This is a genomic window from Bacteroidota bacterium (assembly GCA_020402865.1).
Classification (GTDB): domain Bacteria; phylum Bacteroidota; class Bacteroidia; order Palsa-965; family Palsa-965.
Map to the genome: position 1 here is coordinate 82,758 of JADBYT010000017.1, position 20,766 is coordinate 103,523.

16 protein-coding genes are annotated in these 20,766 nt (G+C 48.6%); 10 read left to right on the forward strand and 6 right to left on the reverse strand.

Annotation, left to right across the window (positions count from 1 at the left end):
• From IM638_12885 to dacB, 3 genes are all read left to right on the forward strand, one after another.
• Positions 1-2,703: a carboxypeptidase regulatory-like domain-containing protein gene (locus tag IM638_12885; GenBank protein ID MCA6363927.1), complete on the forward strand. Its 2,703-nt coding sequence runs from the start codon at positions 1-3 to the stop codon at positions 2,701-2,703.
• Between the two features lie 62 nt (positions 2,704-2,765).
• Entirely contained in the window at positions 2,766-3,011 is a 246-nt protein-coding gene (locus tag IM638_12890) for a 4a-hydroxytetrahydrobiopterin dehydratase (GenBank protein ID MCA6363928.1), read from the forward strand.
• On the forward strand, positions 2,992-4,443 hold the full coding sequence (gene dacB, locus IM638_12895) for a D-alanyl-D-alanine carboxypeptidase/D-alanyl-D-alanine-endopeptidase (protein MCA6363929.1): 1,452 nt from the start codon (positions 2,992-2,994) through the stop codon (positions 4,441-4,443). Before IM638_12890 ends, dacB begins: the two co-directional genes overlap by 20 nt.
• A 22-nt stretch (positions 4,444-4,465) precedes the next feature.
• Here dacB and IM638_12900 read toward each other — a convergent pair whose 3' ends face one another.
• Positions 4,466-5,965: a hypothetical protein gene (locus tag IM638_12900; protein MCA6363930.1), complete on the reverse strand. Its 1,500-nt coding sequence runs from the start codon at positions 5,963-5,965 to the stop codon at positions 4,466-4,468.
• A gap of 107 nt (positions 5,966-6,072) precedes the next feature.
• Between IM638_12900 and IM638_12905 the strand changes: the two genes are divergently transcribed.
• Positions 6,073-7,443, forward strand: coding sequence for a T9SS type A sorting domain-containing protein (locus IM638_12905; protein ID MCA6363931.1), 1,371 nt, complete (start codon positions 6,073-6,075; stop codon positions 7,441-7,443).
• 79 nt (positions 7,444-7,522) lie between these two features.
• On the opposite strand, the gene IM638_12910 is transcribed toward IM638_12905, so the two are convergent.
• Positions 7,523-8,425: a hypothetical protein gene (locus IM638_12910; GenBank protein ID MCA6363932.1), complete on the reverse strand. Its 903-nt coding sequence runs from the start codon at positions 8,423-8,425 to the stop codon at positions 7,523-7,525.
• A 164-nt stretch (positions 8,426-8,589) separates the two neighbouring features.
• Positions 8,590-9,282, reverse strand: a complete 693-nt coding sequence (gene ung, locus IM638_12915) for a uracil-DNA glycosylase (GenBank protein ID MCA6363933.1) — start codon at positions 9,280-9,282, stop codon at positions 8,590-8,592.
• A gap of 144 nt (positions 9,283-9,426) precedes the next feature.
• Between ung and IM638_12920 the strand changes: the two genes are divergently transcribed.
• Together IM638_12920 and ytxJ are read left to right on the forward strand one after the other, a co-directional pair.
• Positions 9,427-9,654, forward strand: a complete 228-nt coding sequence (locus IM638_12920) for a hypothetical protein (GenBank protein MCA6363934.1) — start codon at positions 9,427-9,429, stop codon at positions 9,652-9,654.
• 10 nt (positions 9,655-9,664) lie between these two features.
• Positions 9,665-10,000, forward strand: a complete 336-nt coding sequence (gene ytxJ / locus IM638_12925; GenBank protein MCA6363935.1) for a bacillithiol system redox-active protein YtxJ — start codon at positions 9,665-9,667, stop codon at positions 9,998-10,000.
• Between the two features lie 17 nt (positions 10,001-10,017).
• Here ytxJ and IM638_12930 read toward each other — a convergent pair whose 3' ends face one another.
• A complete protein-coding gene (locus IM638_12930) occupies positions 10,018-10,428 on the reverse strand; it encodes an OsmC family protein (GenBank protein ID MCA6363936.1) in 411 nt (136 codons plus the stop codon).
• Between the two features lie 122 nt (positions 10,429-10,550).
• Here IM638_12930 and IM638_12935 point away from each other — a divergent pair, with 122 nt between their 5' ends.
• The 4 genes from IM638_12935 to gap all read left to right on the forward strand — a co-directional run bounded on the left by IM638_12935 (position 10,551) and on the right by gap (position 16,922).
• On the forward strand, positions 10,551-11,348 hold the full coding sequence (locus tag IM638_12935; protein ID MCA6363937.1) for a hypothetical protein: 798 nt from the start codon (positions 10,551-10,553) through the stop codon (positions 11,346-11,348).
• A 21-nt stretch (positions 11,349-11,369) separates the two neighbouring features.
• Positions 11,370-12,242: a lipoyl synthase gene (lipA, locus tag IM638_12940; protein MCA6363938.1), complete on the forward strand. Its 873-nt coding sequence runs from the start codon at positions 11,370-11,372 to the stop codon at positions 12,240-12,242.
• A gap of 216 nt (positions 12,243-12,458) precedes the next feature.
• Complete coding sequence (locus IM638_12945; protein ID MCA6363939.1) at positions 12,459-15,794, forward strand: T9SS type A sorting domain-containing protein; 3,336 nt, start codon at positions 12,459-12,461, stop codon at positions 15,792-15,794.
• A 126-nt stretch (positions 15,795-15,920) separates the two neighbouring features.
• Complete coding sequence (gap, locus tag IM638_12950; protein ID MCA6363940.1) at positions 15,921-16,922, forward strand: type I glyceraldehyde-3-phosphate dehydrogenase; 1,002 nt, start codon at positions 15,921-15,923, stop codon at positions 16,920-16,922.
• 8 nt (positions 16,923-16,930) lie between these two features.
• On the opposite strand, the gene IM638_12955 is transcribed toward gap, so the two are convergent.
• Positions 16,931-17,686: a UDP-2,3-diacylglucosamine diphosphatase gene (locus tag IM638_12955; GenBank protein MCA6363941.1), complete on the reverse strand. Its 756-nt coding sequence runs from the start codon at positions 17,684-17,686 to the stop codon at positions 16,931-16,933.
• A gap of 6 nt (positions 17,687-17,692) precedes the next feature.
• Positions 17,693-20,746 carry a M1 family metallopeptidase gene (locus tag IM638_12960; protein MCA6363942.1) on the reverse strand — a complete coding sequence of 1,018 codons (3,054 nt, stop codon included), beginning with the start codon at positions 20,744-20,746 and terminating at the stop codon, positions 17,693-17,695.
• Positions 20,747-20,766 lie beyond the last annotated feature (20 nt).

Below are 20,766 nucleotides of genomic sequence, written 5' to 3' on the forward strand. Positions count from 1 at the left end.
ATGAAGTTATTTTCATTGCGTTTGCTTTTCGTGTTGTTGCTGGTTTTGCCGGCGGGCATGCTGCATGCGCAGTTTAAGCGCGCCAATCGCTTGCTGGCTTCGGGCGAGTATGTGCGTGCGATAAATGCCTATGAGCGTGGTTTACGTAAACAGGCTGATCCGCAGGCAATGGAAAATGTGGCCAACTGCTACCGCATTGTACGCAACTATCCTAAAGCCGAATACTGGTACGCACGCACACTCGAAATAAACCCGGCACCCAATCCGATGCTTTATTTCTGGTACGGCTCCGTGCTGAAAATGAATGGCAAGCCCGAAGAAGCCCGCAAACAGTTCGAACGCTTTACATCCATCAAACCCGATGATGAACGCGGTAAGGCCGAAGTAAAAGCATTGAGTCAGTTGAAGGTATGGATGGAAGAAACACGGCTTTATGAAGTGAAAGCTGTGCCGCAGTTAAACACGCCGTACTCTGATTTCGGTGTGGCATGGGGCGGCAGGGGAATGCTCATCGTGTCTGACCGTGGCGAGAAAGATCTGCTCAATGCCGAAAATGCCTCCGCTACAGATGCTGCCTACTTTGCAATTTATTCGCTGAAGTTTTCGCGCAGCGGTGATTCGGTAAATTACGGTGTGCCCGAAAAACTTCCCCGACGCATTTGCCCCGATAATCACAATGGCCCCGCTTCACTTACGGCCGACGGAAAGCTCATGGCGTTCAACCGTGTGGGCCGAACCGTAAAACTCCGCTCGAAAAAATTTGTGAACCGGAATAAAATTTATTTCACAAACAACCAGTTTTTCGGCTGGTCGAACCCGGAACCGTTTTTGTGGAATAGTGATCTCTATTCCTGCGCACACCCTTCACTTTCGGCCGACGGGCAAACGCTTTTCTTTGCTTCCGACATGCCCGGCAGCATTGGCGGTATGGACATCTGGTTTTGCCGCCGCGATGGTGACTCATGGAGCAAACCGATTAATCCCGGCCCGGTTGTGAATACACTGGCCGACGAAGTGTTTCCCTACCAGCGAAATGATGGTACGCTTTTTTTCAGCTCTTCCGGGCATCCCGGTTTGGGCGGACTTGATATTTTCGCCACAAAAATGGTTGATGGTATCTGGCAGGAACCCTCCAATCAGGGGGCGCCGATGAACAGCAGTACCGATGACTTTTCGATTATTTTTGATGCCGACGGAAAGACCGGTTATTTTGCTTCTGACCGAAGCGGGGGCAAGGGTAAAGATGATATTTACAGTTTCAAAGTACTCAAGAAAACAACTGTTATACGCGGACGAATTCTTGCTTCAAAAGAACTTACCGACGGCATGCCCGACACACGCGTGCAGCTGCTCGATACGGATGGAAATGTGCTGAAACAGGCAACAACCGATGCAAAGGGGGCATTTGTGTTCAGTAATATTGATGCCGATAAATCTTATCTCGTGCGCCTGCTTGAAGATGATCCCGGTATCAGCAGCCGCTCAAAATATTACCTCACCGACGAGAACAACAAGGCCATGCGCGTAACGGTGTACGATCAGGTAGGAGGAAAATATACCTTCCAGAATCTCCCTGTAAAGCCAGGCTCTGAACCCGAACTGCTTGCCGATGATGAATACATTACCATTGCCGGAAGCCTTGTTACAGATGGGAGTCAGCCTGCTGCCGTTGCCAATGCCCGCGTAAAACTGATTGATGAAAACGGCAATGTGGTACAAACCACTACCACCAATGCACTGGGTGGTTTTGCATTTACACGCATTCCGCCCGATAAGTCGTTTATTGTAGCCATTGATGCAGCGGATGAATTGGTGCTTGCGCCCAATACAAAAGTGATTCTTACAGATAAAGCAGGCAAACAAATAGCCACACTTGTGGCCGACAGTACCGGAAGCTACAACTATCAGCTGCTCAAAAACGACCGCAGCACAATAAAAGCCATGCAGGTTGATGAAGATGAATTACGAATTGATTTGCAAGGTTCTCTTGCCAGCGGCGATTCACTTGCCAAACCGGTGGCCAACGCCAGAGTGGTAGTGGTGGATGAAAACGGAAACATTCTGCAAACTGTAACTACTGATGCGAACGGTAATTTTAAATTTACCAACCTGCCTAATGATAAATCATACATGGTGCGGATTGAGAATGTGGAGGATAACTATGTAGTGAATGTGGGTAAAATGTATGTGAAAGACAATAATGGTAATATTGTAAAAGAACTGGCTTATAACGGAAAATTTGAATTTAAAATTCTGCCCAACGACCGTACCACGCTTGGGAAAGTGTATGTGGATGATCCCTGGCTGGATGTTATTATTGCCAAAGCCCGTGAATCGAAAGATAGTCTGATGATTATCGAAAATATTTATTATGATCTGAATGACTGGAAAATTTTGCCTGATGCCGAACCGGTACTCAATAAAATTATTCAGGTAATGAAAGCCAATCCGCAGGTAATTATTGAAATTAATTCGCATACTGATTCCCGGGCAGATGATAATTACAACCTTAAACTCTCTCAGAAACGTGCTCAGTCTGTGGCCGATTATCTGGTGGCAGGCGGCATTGATAAGAAACGCCTTAAAGCAGTTGGTTACGGAGAAACCCGTTTACTGAACAAATGTGCCGACGGAACGGAGTGTGCAGAAGAAGAGCACGCTGCCAACCGGCGCACCGAGTTTAAGATTAACTGGAAGAAATAATTTTCCGGTTCACCGCTTTCCCACAGTTGTTATTACTGGCTTTGTCTCGCTACATTTGCAGCATGTGGAGCATTACCCCAGGCGGACTTTCGCGCACCTTTCTGTTTCGTGATTTTAACGGAGCATTTGCATTTATGACAAGCGTAGCTGCTGAAGCGGAAGCGCAGCAGCATCATCCCGAGTGGCGCAATGTGTGGAATAAGGTAGAAATTACACTTTGCACACATGATCAGGGCAACAGCATCACCCCGCGCGACCATGCACTGGCTGCGGCTATAGATAAGATTTATGAAGCACACACCGCTTAAACTTTTGTTGCTTTTGCCAGTGGTGGCTATGCTTCTGTTTTTTGCCCCGCCCGCCGCAAAGCTGCAAACCGAAATCAATGCGCTGAACACCGATGCTGACCTGAGCACCGGTTCGTGGACACTCTGCGCCATTACGGCCGACAGCGGCAATGTGCTGGCCGATGTAAACGCCGCCAAAGTTCACACGCCGGCAAGCACGCTTAAAATCTTTACTACTGCCGCTGCAATCAGTATACTCGGCGCCAACTACCGCTACGAAACCGTGCTTGAATACACCGGTACGTTTGATACGGTTAGTGGCACAATAAACGGCAGTTTATATATAACAGGCAGCGGCGATCCGACACTCGACTCAAAGCATTTCCGAAAAGATGGCGACAGTACACAGCTTCAGCGCTGGGCTGCGGCACTCTACAAAAAAGGCGTTCGACAGATTACAGGAGCCGTGGTGGCCAACGTATCGGCATTTGGTGATAATCCGTTGCCCGATGGCTGGACCTGGGGCGATATGGGACAATACTATGGTGCACCGTCATCGGCACTGTGCTGGCACGATAACAGTTACTCCTTGTTTTTTACCTCCACTGCCAGCACTGTGAGTCTCACACACACCATACCTGTGCCCGATGGTCTGAACATTTTGTGCGACCTCAAAACAGGCGGCACCAAAGACGATGCGTATGTATATGGCGCGCCCTACGGAAATCTGCACAGCATACGTGGCCGCATTCCTGCCAATACCAAAGACTTTGAAGTGGAAGCCGCGCTGCCCAATCCGGCACTACAGTGCGCGGTAGAATTTACACGCACATTGCAGACGCAGGGAATACAGGTAGCCGGCACACCATACCTGATAAACCGGGTGCAGAATGAAGATCGTACAAAAATACTCACCACGTTTTCGCCATACCTCAACGAAATTGTAAATCGCACCAACCTCAAAAGTGATAACCTCTATGCCGAGCAACTGCTGCGCACCATCAGTTACATCAAAACAAAAAAAGGCAGCACCGAAGATGGTGCCGCACAAGTGGTGCAGTTCTGGAAACAGCAGGGCGTTGATACAAAAGGCATGTTTATGACCGACGGCAGCGGCCTCTCGCGCTCCAATGCAGTTACGGCCATGCAGCAGGCACAGGCATTGCGCATCATTTCGCGCTGGCCGAAAAAGCAGTACGACGCTTTCCGGAACTCGTTGCCGGTGGCCGGAAAAAGCGGCTCGCTGGCAAGCCTCTGTAAAGGCTCTGCCGCCGAAAACAACCTTGCTGCCAAAAGCGGCTATATTACCCGTGCACGAGGCTATGCAGGTTATGTAACCACACGAAGCGGCAAACTGGTGTGCTTCTCATTGCTGGCAAATAACTACACCTGCACAGCCACCGAAATGAAAAAGAAACTTGAACGGGTAATGATTGCCCTTGCCGAACTTTGAGAGTTCGGAGAAAGGTAGCCGCTTAAATCTTGTAATATGCTTTCAGGTCGTTAAGCAGATACCTTGTGGTTTCAAGGTTGGGCACTCCTTCGGTACGGGTTATGAGTCCTTCAAGCTTGTCTTTATACTGCTTGCGGCCCGACTGCAGCCATTGTGCCACATAGTAGTAGGCTTTAATGGTAATATCGTTTTCCTGCAGTTTTGTACTGTTGGCGGTGAGTTTTTCGTAGCGTTTATAGCACTCCTGTACTTTGATGTAATCTTCGAACATGAAGTAGGCCATAATGAGTGTCGCAAAAATCTGATCGTACATGCGGTGAAAGGCTACCTGCTGATAATTGAACAGCATATTTTCAATCGTGTCAATTACCTTGCGAATATCTTCGCGTGTGCCCATGAGCAGGAAGCAGCAATAAATTACAACCGAGTTAATGTAACGAACATGAAGGCTCTCTTCATCCCAGTTTACATTGGCGAGAATATCTTCGGCTGTTTTGCGGTAAAAGGCAAGCTGATCTTTGATATCCTGCGGCAGCGATTCGTTCCAGCCTTTCCGGTAGCCAAACCCGTAGCGGCTCACCAGTGCACTGCCCTGAATGCTGAGGAATGCAATTTGTGCCGTGTTGAGGTAGTTGCGCCAGAAACGCGGGGTTTCGCGTTTTTTAAGCAGCACGGCAGCTTCTTTCTGAAGCGAGTCCGCATCCATAATGCTCATCATGGATTTCAGCTTCAGATAATCAATATTCATTTCCACATCATCAGAAAAAGAGAAAATCACATAAGGCGATTTTTCCAGTTCATCAGAAAGGTTGTTTAACTCATCAAGCTGGTGCTTTTCGTAATAACGCTCGTCGTTAAAAAAGTGAAGTGTATAGCAGGCCGCATAACGGCTCATGATACGCACCGCAAACGACCAGTGGTTGTGATACCGGGCAAAATGAGCAATGTGTTTGTCTGATTCAGAAGGCCCGAGGTTTGATTTATCTTTAAAATGCAGATTGCGCCGCATGTAGAGATAAATATCATTGAGTGCCATTTCGGCATCAATTACTTCGGCATTACGTTCGAGGTAACGGATGGCTTCGGTTTTCTTTTCGCGGATATATACCTGCTGCGCAAAAAACTGAAGTACGGCACGGGCAGTGGCAAAGTCTTCAATTTTTTCAGCTACATCGAGCAGTATCTCTGCCAGTTTATTGGCTTCGCGGAGCTTGCCCTGATTCACATAACGCTCAATGGACGATACGTTGTGTGCAAGATAAGTAGGGTAGTTGCGGCTGAGGTAGCCCGTAAGTTTAAAGGTATGATGGGCTAACTGAAAAAATTTCTTTTTCGACTGCGTATCGGCCTTTTTGTAGATAGCTTTACAAAGTTCATCAGAGTCTTTTTCTTCCCAGCCAATCTGCACGGCCGAGTCAACAAGACGCAGGGGCAGCTCGGCCTTGCTTTCTTCAAGGTATTTGCGAAATTCCTGTAAATGGAATTCGTCAAGAAGCACAATCACTTTCTGTATGCTCAGCATAGCTTTATCTCCTCCCCGAAAATAAGTGTTATTGTCTGATTTTTGAGGAATGAGAGATTTTTTTTCAACGACTTACCCCATCATTTTTGCACACCAACATTTCAGCCATGTTCAAAACCATCAAATTAATACTCTGTTTTTCGGCTTTTCCCGTCATTATGAACGGCGCCATCGGCCATACGCAGATCACATATTCGGATCCGCTCCGCTCAAACCGGGCTATCCAGACCGAAATATATTATCCTGCGGCCACCGCCGGCGATGATGTGCCTGTTTCGGCAGGTACGTATCCGGTAATTGTGTTCGGGCATGGTTTTGTAATGGTTTGGAGCGCCTATCAGAACATCTGGGAGGCGCTGGTGCCCGAAGGCTACATTGTGGCTTTCCCGCGCACGGAGGGCAATATTAACCCCAATCATGCCGAGTTTGGAGCCGATCTGGCTTTTCTCACCGCCAAGCTCCAGAGTGAATCGGCCACAAATACCTCGTCGCTTTTTTACGGACATGTAAACAGCCGTTCGGCCATCATGGGCCATTCTATGGGTGGCGGAAGTTCGTTTCTGGCTGCGGCGGGCAATACGTCAATCACTACAATGATTACACTGGCAGCGGCCAATACCAATCCTTCTTCAATTACGGCTGCCGCGCAGGTTACCGTGCCTTCGCTCGTATTTGCCGGTGAGTTTGATTGTGTGGCACCTCCGGTTCAGCATCAGGTGCCGATGTACGATTCACTGGCTTCTGCCTGCAAAGCTTTTGTACAAATTGATGGCGGCGGACACTGCTATTTTGCCGAAAGCAATTTCAACTGCTCGTTCGGCGAAGGCACCTGCACGCCCAATCCTACCATCAGCCGCATTCAGCAACAGGATGCCACGCAGGACATGGCCATTCTCTGGCTGGCTTATTACCTCAAAGACGACTGCCAGGCGTGGACACGTTTTTCTGATTCGCTGGCACAGTCGGGCCGCCTTACCGGCCAGATGAGTTGCCCCATGCCAACGCCCGTGATTACCCAAAACGGCAATCAGCTTTCATCTACATCGGCCACTACTTACCAGTGGTACCTGAACGGCCAGCCCCTTGCCGGTGCCACAGCACAGAATTACACGCCCACACAAAACGGACAGTATTATGTGCAAACCACATATGGCAATAATTGCCCGGTTAATTCAAACACCCTCACCTGGCTTTCCACCGCATTGCCTGCCGCGCTCAATGCCGGGCTGGTAAATGTATATCCCAATCCTGCTGCCGAAAGCTGCACCATTGAATACACCGGCCTGCGCGACGAGGCCTTGCAAATCAGCCTCGTTACACTTACCGGCCAGTGTGTGCAGCGCACACAAACCACAATGGTTGCCGGTCAGCTCCGCCGCACCGTACTCGATTTGCACACATTACCCGCCGGTGCCTACTTACTTATTTTGCAAACACCCGCAGGCGATCAACTGGTATCTCGCTTAATGCACGAGTAATTTTTCCTTCCCCTCTGCTTAAAAACGGCCTATACTGTTAAAGTTCGGCCGTTTTTTAGTTGTTAAAGGCTGCATGAAATCAATAAGCTGCCGAAGCTGTTTGTGTTCTTAGTGCAGCAGGCGAAGAAAATTCCCTGCATATTTTCATCGCAAAAACTTTACCATTCGTGTTTTGCATGGTTCCTGTATAACAGTAATTGTCGGAAGTAGTTAATTTACATACAGCCGATTTTTCACCGTTTGTGTATTCGGTAAGAAGCATTTCTTCATTTTCCACTGTACCTGTAAGCGAATACACAACACTTTTACGTGAGGGATAATAATACGTTCCGCTTACCTGTTTTATCTGATAATCAACAGTGAGATTAAACTCAGCCACAAGCTTTCCCACGTTGCCGGTAAAATGGGTTTCTTTGTTAAAGTATGCAAGATCTTTTACTTCAAGTTCTTTGTAGGACGTTATTTTACCCGCTTTGTCCAACAGCATTTCAACATGCACATTACAGGTTTGGTAGCGAAGTTTCGACTTTCGGAAACACTGAAAATTAATCCAATAATCGGTTATTTGCTCGTTATTGGCACCTTCTGCAACTGTAAAAGTGGAATCGTGAACAGTAATTTGAGGAGTAATAAATTCGAGATAACTCTGGCTAAATAAAGATTGTAGTTGTTGGTTGGTGGGATTGGTAACCGAAATAAATTGATTAACCTGAGGTGCAAAAAAATCAGAGCTATTTATTCGCTGTTGCATGACCGCCACATAATAGCTTTTTACCTGTTGAAGTAAATTTTTCTTTTGCGTGCTTGTATTCGTAAACTCAAAATTTTCTATTTGGGTATTTATTCTGTCTTTAAGAGATTTGGGTAAAACAGCCCAGCAAGTACCTGAAATTATTCCAAGTATCATTGTCCAGGCAAAAAGTTTGTTGTTTTTTAATCGGTTAAAAATCCTATCAAAATAGGTTTCATCTGTTTTAGACATTGTGCAGGGTTTATGGTTACAACTAAACTAAGCATTCAAAATTAAATCCCAATAAACAATGACAACTTATTTTTAATTTTCCAGCAATATATTTAAGTGTTAGTGCAAACAAAAAAGCCGCATTCCTGCATGGAATACGGCTTTTATGAATTAAAAACGTACAATTACAGCGCCACCCAGTTAATGGGCATTTTGCTCTGATTAAGCAGCAGGTAATTGGTTTTGGAGAAATGACGGCAGCCGAAAAACCCGTTGGCCGAGTAAGGCGAAGGGTGAGCCGCTTCAAGCACATGGTGCTTGGTCATGTCGATAAGCGGTTTTTTGTTTTGCGCGTGGCGGCCCCAGAGGATAAACACAATGCCTTCGCGGTGCTCGGAAAGGGCGCGGATTACAGCATCGGTAAAAAACTCCCAGCCCTGCCCCTGATGCGAAGCCGGTGAGTGGGCACGCACGGTAAGCGTAGTATTTAAAAGCAGTACACCCTGTTTGGCCCAGCCCGACAGATCGCCTGTTTTCGGGTAAGGCACATTCAGGTCTTTCTGCATTTCTTTAAAAATATTCACCAGTGAAGGCGGATGCTTGATCCCATTTGACACCGAAAAGCAAAGCCCGTTGGCCTGTCCGGGTCCATGATAAGGATCCTGCCCCAGAATAACCACTTTAACTTCTTCAAAGGGTGTTTGGTTGAATGCGCTGAAAATAAGCGGCCCGGGAGGATAAACCACATTATTTTGTTTCTCATCAGTGAGAAACTGTTTTAAATCCTGAAAATACTGTTGGTGAAACTCCTCAAACAGCATTTCTTTCCAACTTTCACCAATCTGAGGTGATGCGGTCTGCGCAGCAGTGTTGCTCATAATTGTGCAGCGTAATCTAAATGGTTAATAGATGAGTATGATAAGATGAATAATGAAGGTTCCTGTACAATGAAGTAGCAAATGTAACGTTTTCATATTGTTAATAAAAAATCTTTTTACGGGGCCGTCAAAACCTAACTTTGCATGTTATTTGCCGTAAAAAGTGCAAAATCAAAAAACGAGACCTACAAAAATGAAACAGTTCACCCTCATCCTCGCACTCGCTCTTCTTGGCAGCGTATCTATGGTTTCCTGCAAGTCAAAAGAAAAGTGCGACGCGTACAAAAGCAGCACATCTCCCTCAAAAAGCCGTTCGCGCTATTAATCAATAAATTACAGCCGGTGGTAATCACTTTGCCACCGGCTGCATAATTTTTCTGTAATGTGGCAGATTGCACTTCATGATCCTGCACAGCTAAGCAGTCTGGCTATTTCTGATAAGCCCGTGCTTATTTTTAAGCACAGTACGCGCTGCTCAATAAGCGTAATGGCCTGGACCCGCCTTCAGCGCCAATGGAATTCCAGTCTGGAATCCTTACCGGTTTATTACCTCGATTTGCTGAACCATCGCCCCATTTCGGCACAAATTGCCGAAAATTTTAATGTGGAGCATGAATCGCCTCAGGCCCTGCTCATCAGCAACGGCCGCTGCGTGTGGCATGCCTCACACAATGCCATTACGGCAGAAGCACTTGAAGAAGCACTTAAAGCTGTGTAAGCCGCAGCGTTTTCCGCTCAGGAAGCCCACACAAAATTTACCACCTGCTTTATGTCGGGGTGCAAACTCAGCGCCACCGGGCAGGTATGTGCGGCATTCACCAGCATTTGTTTTTCCTTACTGCTGTAGTTGCGCTCGGGCATGGTAAAGGTTACGTGTACCTCAGCCACCCGGCGCGGGTCAGATGCCATTACTTTTACAATTTCGGCTTTTGTCCCGTCTATATTTACTTCAATGCGGTTGGCCAGAATGCCCATAATGGTGAGCATGCAATTGCCCAGTGAGGTAGCCAGCAGATCAGTAGGAGAGAAGGCTTCGCCACGGCCATTGTTATCCGGTGGCGCATCCGTAATGATGGTGTTGCCCGAAAGTGCGTGAACGGCAGTGGTGCGCAGGTTGCCGTTGTATGTAATAGATGATGTAGCCATAATTGTGTTGTATATCCTAACAGGCTGCCATTTATGCGTTTGTGTTTACCGGTTGCATAATAAAAGCACGGCGCTGCTACTTTCTTTGTATTTTTGTTATCAGGCAAAAGTACACCTTATTTATGCGTCTGCTGTTTGTAACCGTCTTCCTTTTTTGTGCATGCGTGATGCAGGCACAGGTACCTGCCGAACAGCAGGTGGTTACAACCAATGCCAATATCTATGATGAAATCGGCGCACTTTACCGGTTTCAGGAAAGCGGCGGTGTACTTGTGCATTCAAACGGTTTTGGTGTACAGTATCAGCGTGGTAAATTCCTGACCGGCTATTCAAAAGCTTATTTTGAAATCCAGCTGGCCAATTTCCGCCACCCGAAAGAAGTGAAAGTGGAAAACCCGGGCTTCGACAACAGCAAAGGCTATTTTTACGGTAAACTGAACAGCCTTTTTATGCTGCGCCCTGGCATTGGTTATCAGAAAGTCATTTATACCAAACCCCGGCAGCGCGGTGTAGAAGTAAGTTTTGTCGCATTTGGCGGTGTGAGTTTGGGTTTGCTCAAGCCCGTGTACCTCATTATTGCACGCGATGTGCCCAATCAGGTAAATTACCAGTCGGTAACCGAACGTTATGACCCGGCCGAGCATTTTACCGATAACATCATCGGCAGGGCTCCGTTTGCGCGCGGACTTGGCGAACTAAGCATTGTACCCGGCGCATACGGCAGGTTGGGCCTGAACTTTGATTTTTATAACCGTGTGCCGGCCGACGAACAGCGGGGACAGGAAAAGGTACGATCGCTGGAAACCGGAATATGTATTGATGCATACCCCAAAAAAATGCCTGTAATGGCCAACGAGCAAAACAAACCTGTACTGCTCACGGTTTATTTATCGCTTTCTTACGGGCGAAAATGGATTTGAAGACCTGACAAGCGCTGAAGTATGAGTACAACAACATTGGAAACAACCGCCGAACCACGTATGAAAAAGCCTGAATGGCTTCGCGTGAAACTGCCCACCGGAGAGAATTACCTCAAGGTGCGCTCGCTGGTTGACAAACATAAACTGCACACGATCTGCGAAAGCGGCAATTGCCCGAATATGGGCGAATGCTGGGGAGCAGGCACAGCCACGTTTATGATTCTTGGCAACATCTGTACCCGTTCGTGCGGATTTTGTGCCGTGGCAACCGGCCGTCCGCTGCCGGTTGATGAGGGCGAGCCTGAACGTGTGGCCGAATCAGTGAAGCTGATGGGCGTGAAACATTGTGTAATCACTTCGGTTGACCGCGACGAACTCAAGGATGGGGGTTCAATAATCTGGGCACGCACCATTACGGCAATCCGTAAAGCCAGCCCGGATACCACCATTGAAACACTTATCCCTGATTTCAAAGGTGAGCGCGAAAATATTCAGCGCCTCATCGACGTGATGCCTGAAATCGTTTCACACAACATGGAAACGGTGCGCCGCCTTACCCGTCAGGTGCGCATTCAGGCCCGTTACGACCGCAGTCTCGAAGTATTGCGCATACTGCATGAAGGCGGATGCCGCACCAAATCGGGCATTATGGTAGGGCTTGGCGAAACACGCGAAGAAGTACTCGAAACACTCGATGATCTGCGCCGTGTGGGTGTTGAAATCATTACAATCGGCCAATACCTGCAGCCCACCAAAAAACATCTCCCCGTGCAGGAATTTGTTCATCCCGATACATTTGCCTTCTACAAGCAGGCGGCCCTCGAAAAAGGCTTCCGGTATGTAGAAAGCGGCCCGCTGGTACGTTCGTCGTACCACGCAGAAAAGCATCTTTAATCTGATTTACATTACTTCTTTTAAGTGCTGTAAATCAGTTTGTTCGCGTTCGTTCTTGCATCCCCCGGACACATCCCCGTGTTTAATTATGGCCTATGTTAGCAGGCAATTAGTAGAACGGTTTGGTAAAGCAGGTGAAAAAACATACTTTTGGAAACTTGCTGTAAATCTATCTGACCAAAGAAAAAAAAGGGAACAAAAATTAATCAAAAGTCAATGAAACGAAACAGACTCATGGTTGCCGGAACCGGCCTTGCTGCGGCAGGTCTGGCACTGTTTGCCTCCTTTACCCTGATCGATGGAAACGGTGCCAAGTACCGTCCTTCGGCTTCGGTAAAACTCAAAAGCGAACATGATCTCGAATCGCATGGAGCCGCCGGTGCTGCTCAGTGGCGCTTCGACCGTTTGAAAGATGCAAACGGAAACCTCGATGTGGCGGAGATGCTGCGAATTAACCGCCTCTCTTCACAGTCGTTGAATGCGCAACGCAACAACAGCGCCACTTCTGTTACTTCTGCAAACTGGACCAACCTTGGTCCCGATAATATTGGTGGCCGTACCCGTGCGCTGCTTATCGACAATCAGGACGCTGCCAACAACTACCAGCACATGTTTGCCGGTGGTGTGAGCGGCGGTCTCTGGGAATCAACCGATGGTGGCAACAACTGGTCGCGCAATCCAGGTTTCTTCAGCCTTCCTGAAGTAAATCTTAACGTGGCCAGCATTGCACAAGGCTCTGATGGCGCCATTTACGTAGGAACCGGTGAAGGTCTTTACGGACAGAATCAGTTCAACGTATCCGGTTCAGGTGCTGGTGGTTTCCTCGGCGGTGGCATGTATAAGTCAACCGACCGTGGTGCAACCTGGACACTGCTTACCAACACCGAGCCTGCCACATCAAACTCAAGCACTTCTGTGTGGGCGGCTATTAATAAAATTGGTGTGGATCCGACTAACGCACAGCGCGTAGTGGCCGCTACCAATAAAGGTATCCGCATTTCAAACGACGGTGGCCAGAACTGGACCGCTCCTGCCGGTACACTGGGCACAGCTGGTGCTACGGATGTGGACTTTGGTTCTGATGGCTCACTGGTTGTTTGTGTAGTTGGTCGTCCGCATCGTTCTACCGATGGTGGTGCTACCTTTACCAATATTGGCACCACACCCAGCGTAGGTTTCTTAACCGGCTCACTTGTGCGTGTGGAAATTGGTATCGCTCCGTCTGATCCGAACTGGATTTATGCTTTCTGCGCGGCTTCAAACGGTACGCTTGCAGGTGCACTGCTCACCATAGACGGTGGTCAGAACTGGACAACCATTGCCGGTGCCAGCTCAGCGGCTTTTGATCCCTTCGGTACAGGTCAGGGCGATTATGACAACGTGTGTGAGGTTGATCCGAACAACAAAAACCGCTGCGTATTCGGTGGTGTGCAAATCTGGCGTTGGGAAAACGTTACCCCCAATCCCTCCACACAAAATCCTCCTGCCGGTCAGTGGGATCGTATTGCACTCGAATTCCCGAACGTGATTCAGAATCCCTACTACGTGCATTCCGACAAGCATGCTGTAGTTTTCCACCCCACCACTCCCGGCACATTCTACGTTGGTACCGACGGAGGTGTATTCCGCACAGTGGATGATGGTAACTTCTACCAGCCGATGAACCGTGGTTACGTAACCACCCAGTTCTACTCCGTAGCACACGATCACTTCTCCGAAAATCGTGATCTTGCTGCAGGTGGTTTGCAGGATAACGGAACGCTTTACATCAACGGACTTGGCAACACCGCAATGGATGCTGAACCGATTGGTGGTGGCGACGGTGGTCACACCGAGATGTCATTCCTCAACCCCCAGGCTATTTTTGCAACTGTTTATTACGGTGCGCTTTCACGCTCTAACAATAATGGTGGCGGCTTTGCCGATTTCTACACCGAGCGTGTAACCAATGAGCCTGGTTTCGGCAATCCTTTCTTTGCCTCTTTCGTAACACCGATTCGTCTTTGGGAAACACTTAACAACCCCCAAAGCAAAGACTCTGTGACCTTCATCAACCCGATTCGTCAGGTACTTGTTGGTGCCGGCAATGGTGTTGAAGACAGTTTGTTGTTCCAGCTTTCACTTGCTGCTGTTTCGCCCACCTCAGTTCCCGCACCCTCTTTTGATCTCGGATCAATCATGGTTACAGCCGGTGCAACGGATACGGTGTTCTCAAACAATGCCGGTGTATTCAGCGGCGACGGTACAGGTTCTGTAAGCACGAATGGTTACATTACGCTGCGCTTCAATAACGCACCTGCCAATAACGCTGTTATCCGCGTATTCTACGGTGTCCGTTACAATGCGGGTTCAACACTCAATATTTCAAGCCAACAGGTTCCCGGCCGCTCGTATGAGTGGGTATCAAATGCAGCCATTTTCCCGCATGATACCGTTCGCATTCAGGATCCGATCAACGCCCGTCTGGTGGTGGGTACAACCGTTTCCAACCCGTCGTTTGATGGTGGTGTGTATATGACCAAAGGTCCGCTGCAGTTTGCTTCAAATCCCGAGTGGATGAAAATTGCAGGCCGCCTGTCCACACCGTCTTCACTCACCGGCGAAATTGCTACCATGACCTGGAGCAACGACGGCGATATTCTTTACGTAGGTACTGCTGCCGGAAGCGTATTCCGTGTGTCAAACATCAATAATGTGGTTGATTCATCAAATGGTGATATTGAGAATGGAAACACCACCAACCCCAATGCAGTGGTTACATGTACCCGCATTGCCGCATTCACCGGACGTAACGTAACGGCTATTGATGTGGATCCGGCCGATAATGGTCGTGTGGTTGTGGCATTGGGTAACTATGCACAAACACAGTATGTATATTATTCGTCAACAGCCGATACAGATCCTGCGGTAAGCAATGCTGGTTCGTTTGTAAGCAAAACCGGCAACATGATTACGCCGGGCACCGGTCTCGGTGCAGCTCCCGCGTATTCAATTTCGTTTGATAAATACAATCCCAACCGTGTGCTGGTAGGCACCGAGCGTGGTATTATTGAAACACAAAACATTACTGCCGGTACTGTTTCATGGGCTTGGGCGCTCACCGGTCTGAATGAAAACGTAGGTGTTGACATGATTCGTCAGCAGCGCTGGGATCCCTGGCATGTGAAAAATGCCGGCTGTTTCTACATCGGTACACACGGCCGTGGTATCTGGCGCGACGACAGCTCTTGGCAGCAGCCCACCAGCATCAACGAACCGGGTGCCGGCGGAAGTGCAGGAGCTACTGCAAACAAAGATCTCCGCGTATTCCCGAACCCGGTGGTTGACAATGCCAGCGTAGCTTTCCGTCTTACCCAGCAGGGCGATGTAACCATTGACCTGTATGACCTCAACGGTCGTGTGGTTATGAGTGAGCAGCAGAGCAATCTTGCTGCCGGTCAGCAAACCGTTCGCTTCAACGCAGGCGATCTGGCCCGTGGCACTTACCTGATTGTGGTTTCTCAAAACAACAACCGCATTGGTACAGGCCGCTTCATCAAGCTTGATCAGTAATTGATTAATACGTTCCCGCAAACGGCGCTCGCTTTAAAGTGAGCGCCGTTTGTATTTTATCCATTCTTAACATCCATACACCGGCCAACTCATTACCTTTACTATTACAAACAGATTACAAAGCCTATGAAACCCATTCGAGTTGCCATTAACGGATTTGGCCGCATTGGCCGCGTTACGCTCCGCATTTTGCTTGAGCGTAAGGATATTGAGGTGGTAGCCATAAATGATATTACCGACAGCCGTACACTGGCACACTTATTTAAATACGATTCAGTGCATCGCCGTTTTGCCGGCGAAGTTTCGGCAACTGACGATGCTCTTGTAATTAATGGCCACAGCATTCCGGTACTTTCGCATAAAGATCCCGCAGCGTTGAACTGGGGGGCTTTCAATACGGATATTGTGCTGGAATGCACCGGCAAATTTCTCAGCCGCGAAACGGCACAGCTGCATTTGAATGCGGGCGCAAAAAAAGTATTGCTTTCGGCTCCGCCTGATGGCGATATCAAAGCCGTGGTGCTGGGTGTAAACGATTCAATTCTTTCGCCCGATGATGTGATTATTTCAAACGCCTCATGCACCACCAACTGTGCCGCACCCATGATTAAGGTGCTTGATGATAACTGGGGTATCGACGATGGCTACATCACCACCGTACATTCGTACACCGGCGATCAGCGTTTGCATGATGCACCGCACAAGGATTTGCGTCGCGCGCGTGCGGCAGCAGTGTCTATGGTGCCCACCTCAACCGGAGCGGCCAAAGCCATAACCAAAATTTTCCCGCATCTTGATGGCCGTCTGGGAGGCTGCGGCATTCGTGTGCCCGTGCCCGATGGTTCGCTTACCGATATTACCTGCCAGCTTAAAAAACTGCCTACCGCTGCAGAAATAAACGCAGCATTTAAAGCTGCGGCCCTCGGCGAACTCAAAGGTATTCTTGAATACACCGAAGAGCCGCTGGTATCAATAGATGTGGTGGGCAATCCGCACTCATGCCTTTACGATGCTGAATTTACTTCGGTGGTAGGCAATATGGTAAAAGTGCTTGGCTGGTACGATAACGAGTACGGCTACTCAAGCCGTCTGGCCGATCTTACACAAAAAGTAGGAAGCTGGCTGTAAGCGTTTGCTCAGCCTTCAAATGTTTTCAGTTCAAGCCCGTTTCCGTCGAACACGGCGTAGGTATTGTAGCGCAGCCAGTCGCCAAGATTGATGTAGCGGCTGTTTGGGCCTGCTTCCTTATCCACAGGCAAATGCCGGTGCCCGAATACAAAATAGTCGGTGTGCGCTTTTTGCAATTCGCTGCGGCAGTATTGCATCAGGTATTCTTTCTCATCGCCGAGCCACTGGCGTTCATCTTCTTTTTTATCATATCCCCGGCGCGAGAAGAAGTCGGCAAGTCCGATACCAGTGTTGGGGTGTATGCGTGCGTAACACCATTGGAGCAACGGGCTACGGAAAATACGTTTGATGAATTTGTATTTATGATCGCCGGGACCTAAGCCATCGCCGTGACCGATAATAAACGTTTTCCCTTTCAGTGTTATATGAAGCGGCTCGCGGTAGAGTTTTACGCCGCATTCTTCTTCGAGGTAACCAAACATCCACATATCGTGGTTACCGGTAAATACGTGTACGGGAATGCCTTTGTCGGTAAAATCGGCAATACGCGCAAGCAGACGAACAAAGCCTTTGGGTACTACACGCTTGTATTCGAACCAGGCATCAAATAAATCGCCAACCAGAAAAATTTGTTCCGCATCATGCTCAATACTGTTGAGCCAGCGGATAATACGTTTCTCGCGTTCAAGACTGGAAACACGATCCGGTATTCCGAGGTGGAAGTCGGAGGCGAAATAAATTTTACCGGATCGTGTTTCAGTCATATTCTGTTAGAAGGCGTTGCTCAGAATTTTTGCCGGACGAAGGTCGTCGAAACGAATTGTGAAGCGAACGGTTTCAAGCATGTTGATATCGTTTACATCGAGGTAATCTTTGATATCAGCAGAGTAGAGCAGGGGCAGATACACGTCGGTAATGCCAACCTGTATGTGTAAACCGGCGTTGTACTGGAATGCCGTTTCGCCACCGGTGCCATCAATGCTGTATAAACCGGCATCGGCATACAAACGCAGCCAGCTGAATACGCGCGGTTTAAAGGGCAACTGAATATCAGCATTGAGTGCGGTAAGCCAGTTTGATGTTTGACCGAGCGGCGAGTAGATTTTAAATGCACCGTCGGTATTTACCATCTGCCGCGAGAAGAAACCGGTAAGCTGGTTGCGTGCAGCAAACACATGGTCGTAGAGGTAATCGTGGTTGCCGATGCCTTGCGGGCCCCAGCCGCTGAGGCGGAAACGGTACAAGCCATTGTTGGCGGCATCGCTCAGGAAGCCTCCGGCAAAGAAACGGAAGTCGATAGAGCGGTTACGCTTGTAGCGGAGTTTGTAGTTGGCTGTTACCTGTACTTTACTCATGTTGTCGCCGGTCTGGAACTGGGTAAGGATGTTCCATGGATTTTTCTTGTTGGCGTTATTGATGAGGTAGTTTGCTTCGAAGAAGGTGCGGTCGTAAGGACGAATAACCAGTGAGGTTGTGTTGGGATCCATGATGTAGGTTACGCGGTCTTCGCGCACCCATACCGATCGGAAAGAAAGTGTATGTGTAGTGGGATTGCGGAGGCGTTTCTTCTTAAACTCAAAAGAAATTCCGGGGGCCACTTTAATGAAGCGCAGTTTGCGTGCATTAAAATCTTCATTGGCACCGGGAATATTCATTTCGTCCACATTGAGCATGTGATAGGAATTTCCAACTGCACCAACTTTGATCAGGCGGAATGCTTTCTTCGGCATGATATTGAAGAATGCTTCGCCGTGCCCGACAATATCCTTGCTGCCGAATGCGTACATGGGCATAATGGCAAACTGGAATTTTTTCGGGAAGATAGTCTGGTTGTAGATTGCAGCACCGGCCATGAATTTGTCGTAGTGATTGAGGCCAACTACCGGCGACCAGAACAGTTGTGTGCGTGCCGGATCTTCATAACTGCCGCCAAGCTGCAGTTTAAAAGGCTCTGCTTTGCGCAGCAGACCATGTGTGTGGTAAGTATTGTTTTTGCGTTCGATTTCGGGCATATCTTCCTCGAAGTCGATGCGGATGCGGTCGTAATCGCCTGCAGGGAGTGTCAGTGTTTTTTCGCCGGTAAAGCCTTCGTACCACACGGTTTTGGGCAATGCGCCGATGCGTATGCCATGCAGTGCCACGGGGCCGGCAATATCGCCGGTGTTGCGGAGTGTTACGGCCCAGGTGTTGTCGCTGTTGCGTTTGGCCGATACAATTTTATAATCGAGGTGATCGGTGGTGTTGATGAGCTGACGCAGCCAGTCGAGTTTGCGGCCGGTTACTTCTTCAAGCGTAGAGAACAGGTCTTCGGGCTGGGGATGCTTGAATTTCCAGCGTTCGAAGTAGGTGCTCATGGCTTTGTCGTAAAGTGTATCGCCAAGGTAGCCGCGCAGGTAATCGAATACTACGGCTGTTTTGGAATACATGATGGTGCCGTAGTTGGTGCTTGTGAAATCAGCCGAATGAAACTGGCAGGGCTGATCGGTATGCTGGCTGGCTGAGATGTTGAAGAGCAGATAATACTGTGCTTTCTGCTTGAGTTTTTCCAGACCGGCCAGATTAGCCAACCCATTGGGCCCGCTTTGTCCGCCTACGAGCGACCAGTTGGGGTATTTTGTTTCGTGGTAGCGAAGCTCGTTTGCTGAGTTGATGCCTTCATCGAGCCAGCCGTTTACACGTTCGTTGCTGCCGAGTATGCCGTAGAACCAGTTGTGGCCTACTTCGTGCATAATTACCGTTTCGAGTGTGGCCGCACTGTTAACACCGCCAATTACGGTAATGTTCGGATATTCCATTCCGCCGCCTGCGCTCAGCGCACCGTCAACAGCAGTGCAGTGGTTGTAAGGATAATCGCCGTTCCAGAGTGAGTAGTAATTGAGCGCATCATTCACATACGGGATTGAGTTTTTCCAGAGGCGGGCATGGTCGTTGGTAAACATTACCCAGGTGGTTACTTTGCGTTTGCTGTGGGGCATGTTTACATCACCCTTCAGCACATTGTAGCGTTTGTCGCAGAACCACGCAAAGTCGTGTACTTTTTCCTGATGATAATGCAAGGTTTTAAATTCGGGCGATGAGGCGGGGAATTCAATGTCTGAATAGTCGTAATCTTTTTTGGCGGTAGCTGCTGCTTTTTCATCCAGCCATTTTACTTCATCCGGGCAATCGGTAAGATCGCCGGTGGCACCTACCACGTAATTTTTCGGAACCGAAATAAATACATCAAACTTGCCGAACTCTGAGTAAAATTCACCCTGATCAAGATAGGGAATTTCGTTCCATCCGTTACGGTCGTACACTGCCGGTTTGGGATACCACTGGGTAATCTGGTACTGTTGTTTGATATGGCCGAGACGGGAAAATTCGCCGCTCGGAATTTTCACGCGGAATGGAGTAGCAATGGTAATTTCGCCGCCGGGTTGCAACGGCTGGTTGAGCACAATTTTTATAATGTCGATGTGCTGCGGATGGGCTTCGGTTTTCACCGGCTGCCCGTCAACGGTAAAGTTCAGACTGTCGATATAGCCCCGATCTTCGTCTTTGGCGTAATGAAATTTCAGCTCGCCGTTTTCGGTAAGCTGTTTGCCAAGTGCGGTCTGGTTATTTTTATAGGCATTGGGCCAGATGTGCATCCAGATAAACGGCAGCGCATCAGGCGAGTTGTTTTTGTAAACCAGCTTTTCATCGCCGTACAAAAAATGTTTTTCATCGTCCAGTTTTACATGGATGGTGTAGGCCACATCCTGCTGGAAGTAGGCCTTCGACTGGGCGTTGAGACTACCGGAAAGCGCAGCGGCAGAAAGCAACAGGAGCAGTTTTTTCATGCGATAGAGGGATAGATTAT

Bases quoted from the DNA above. Each gene is read 5' to 3' on its own strand.
- IM638_12930 (MCA6363936.1), bottom strand. From the start codon at position 10,428: ATGGCTACATCATCTATTACATACAACGGCAACCTGCGCACCACTGCC.
- IM638_12945 (MCA6363939.1), top strand. From the start codon at position 12,459: ATGAAACGAAACAGACTCATGGTTGCCGGAACCGGCCTTGCTGCGGCA.
- dacB (MCA6363929.1), top strand. From the start codon at position 2,992: ATGAAGCACACACCGCTTAAACTTTTGTTGCTTTTGCCAGTGGTGGCT.
- IM638_12900 (MCA6363930.1), bottom strand. From the start codon at position 5,965: ATGCTGAGCATACAGAAAGTGATTGTGCTTCTTGACGAATTCCATTTA.
- IM638_12885 (MCA6363927.1), top strand. From the start codon at position 1: ATGAAGTTATTTTCATTGCGTTTGCTTTTCGTGTTGTTGCTGGTTTTG.
- ung (MCA6363933.1), bottom strand. From the start codon at position 9,282: ATGAGCAACACTGCTGCGCAGACCGCATCACCTCAGATTGGTGAAAGT.
- lipA (MCA6363938.1), top strand. From the start codon at position 11,370: ATGAGTACAACAACATTGGAAACAACCGCCGAACCACGTATGAAAAAG.
- IM638_12960 (MCA6363942.1), bottom strand. From the start codon at position 20,746: ATGAAAAAACTGCTCCTGTTGCTTTCTGCCGCTGCGCTTTCCGGTAGT.
- gap (MCA6363940.1), top strand. From the start codon at position 15,921: ATGAAACCCATTCGAGTTGCCATTAACGGATTTGGCCGCATTGGCCGC.
- IM638_12910 (MCA6363932.1), bottom strand. From the start codon at position 8,425: ATGTCTAAAACAGATGAAACCTATTTTGATAGGATTTTTAACCGATTA.
- IM638_12905 (MCA6363931.1), top strand. From the start codon at position 6,073: ATGTTCAAAACCATCAAATTAATACTCTGTTTTTCGGCTTTTCCCGTC.
- IM638_12935 (MCA6363937.1), top strand. From the start codon at position 10,551: ATGCGTCTGCTGTTTGTAACCGTCTTCCTTTTTTGTGCATGCGTGATG.
- IM638_12890 (MCA6363928.1), top strand. From the start codon at position 2,766: ATGTGGAGCATTACCCCAGGCGGACTTTCGCGCACCTTTCTGTTTCGT.
- IM638_12955 (MCA6363941.1), bottom strand. From the start codon at position 17,686: ATGACTGAAACACGATCCGGTAAAATTTATTTCGCCTCCGACTTCCAC.
- ytxJ (MCA6363935.1), top strand. From the start codon at position 9,665: ATGTGGCAGATTGCACTTCATGATCCTGCACAGCTAAGCAGTCTGGCT.
- IM638_12920 (MCA6363934.1), top strand. From the start codon at position 9,427: ATGTTATTTGCCGTAAAAAGTGCAAAATCAAAAAACGAGACCTACAAA.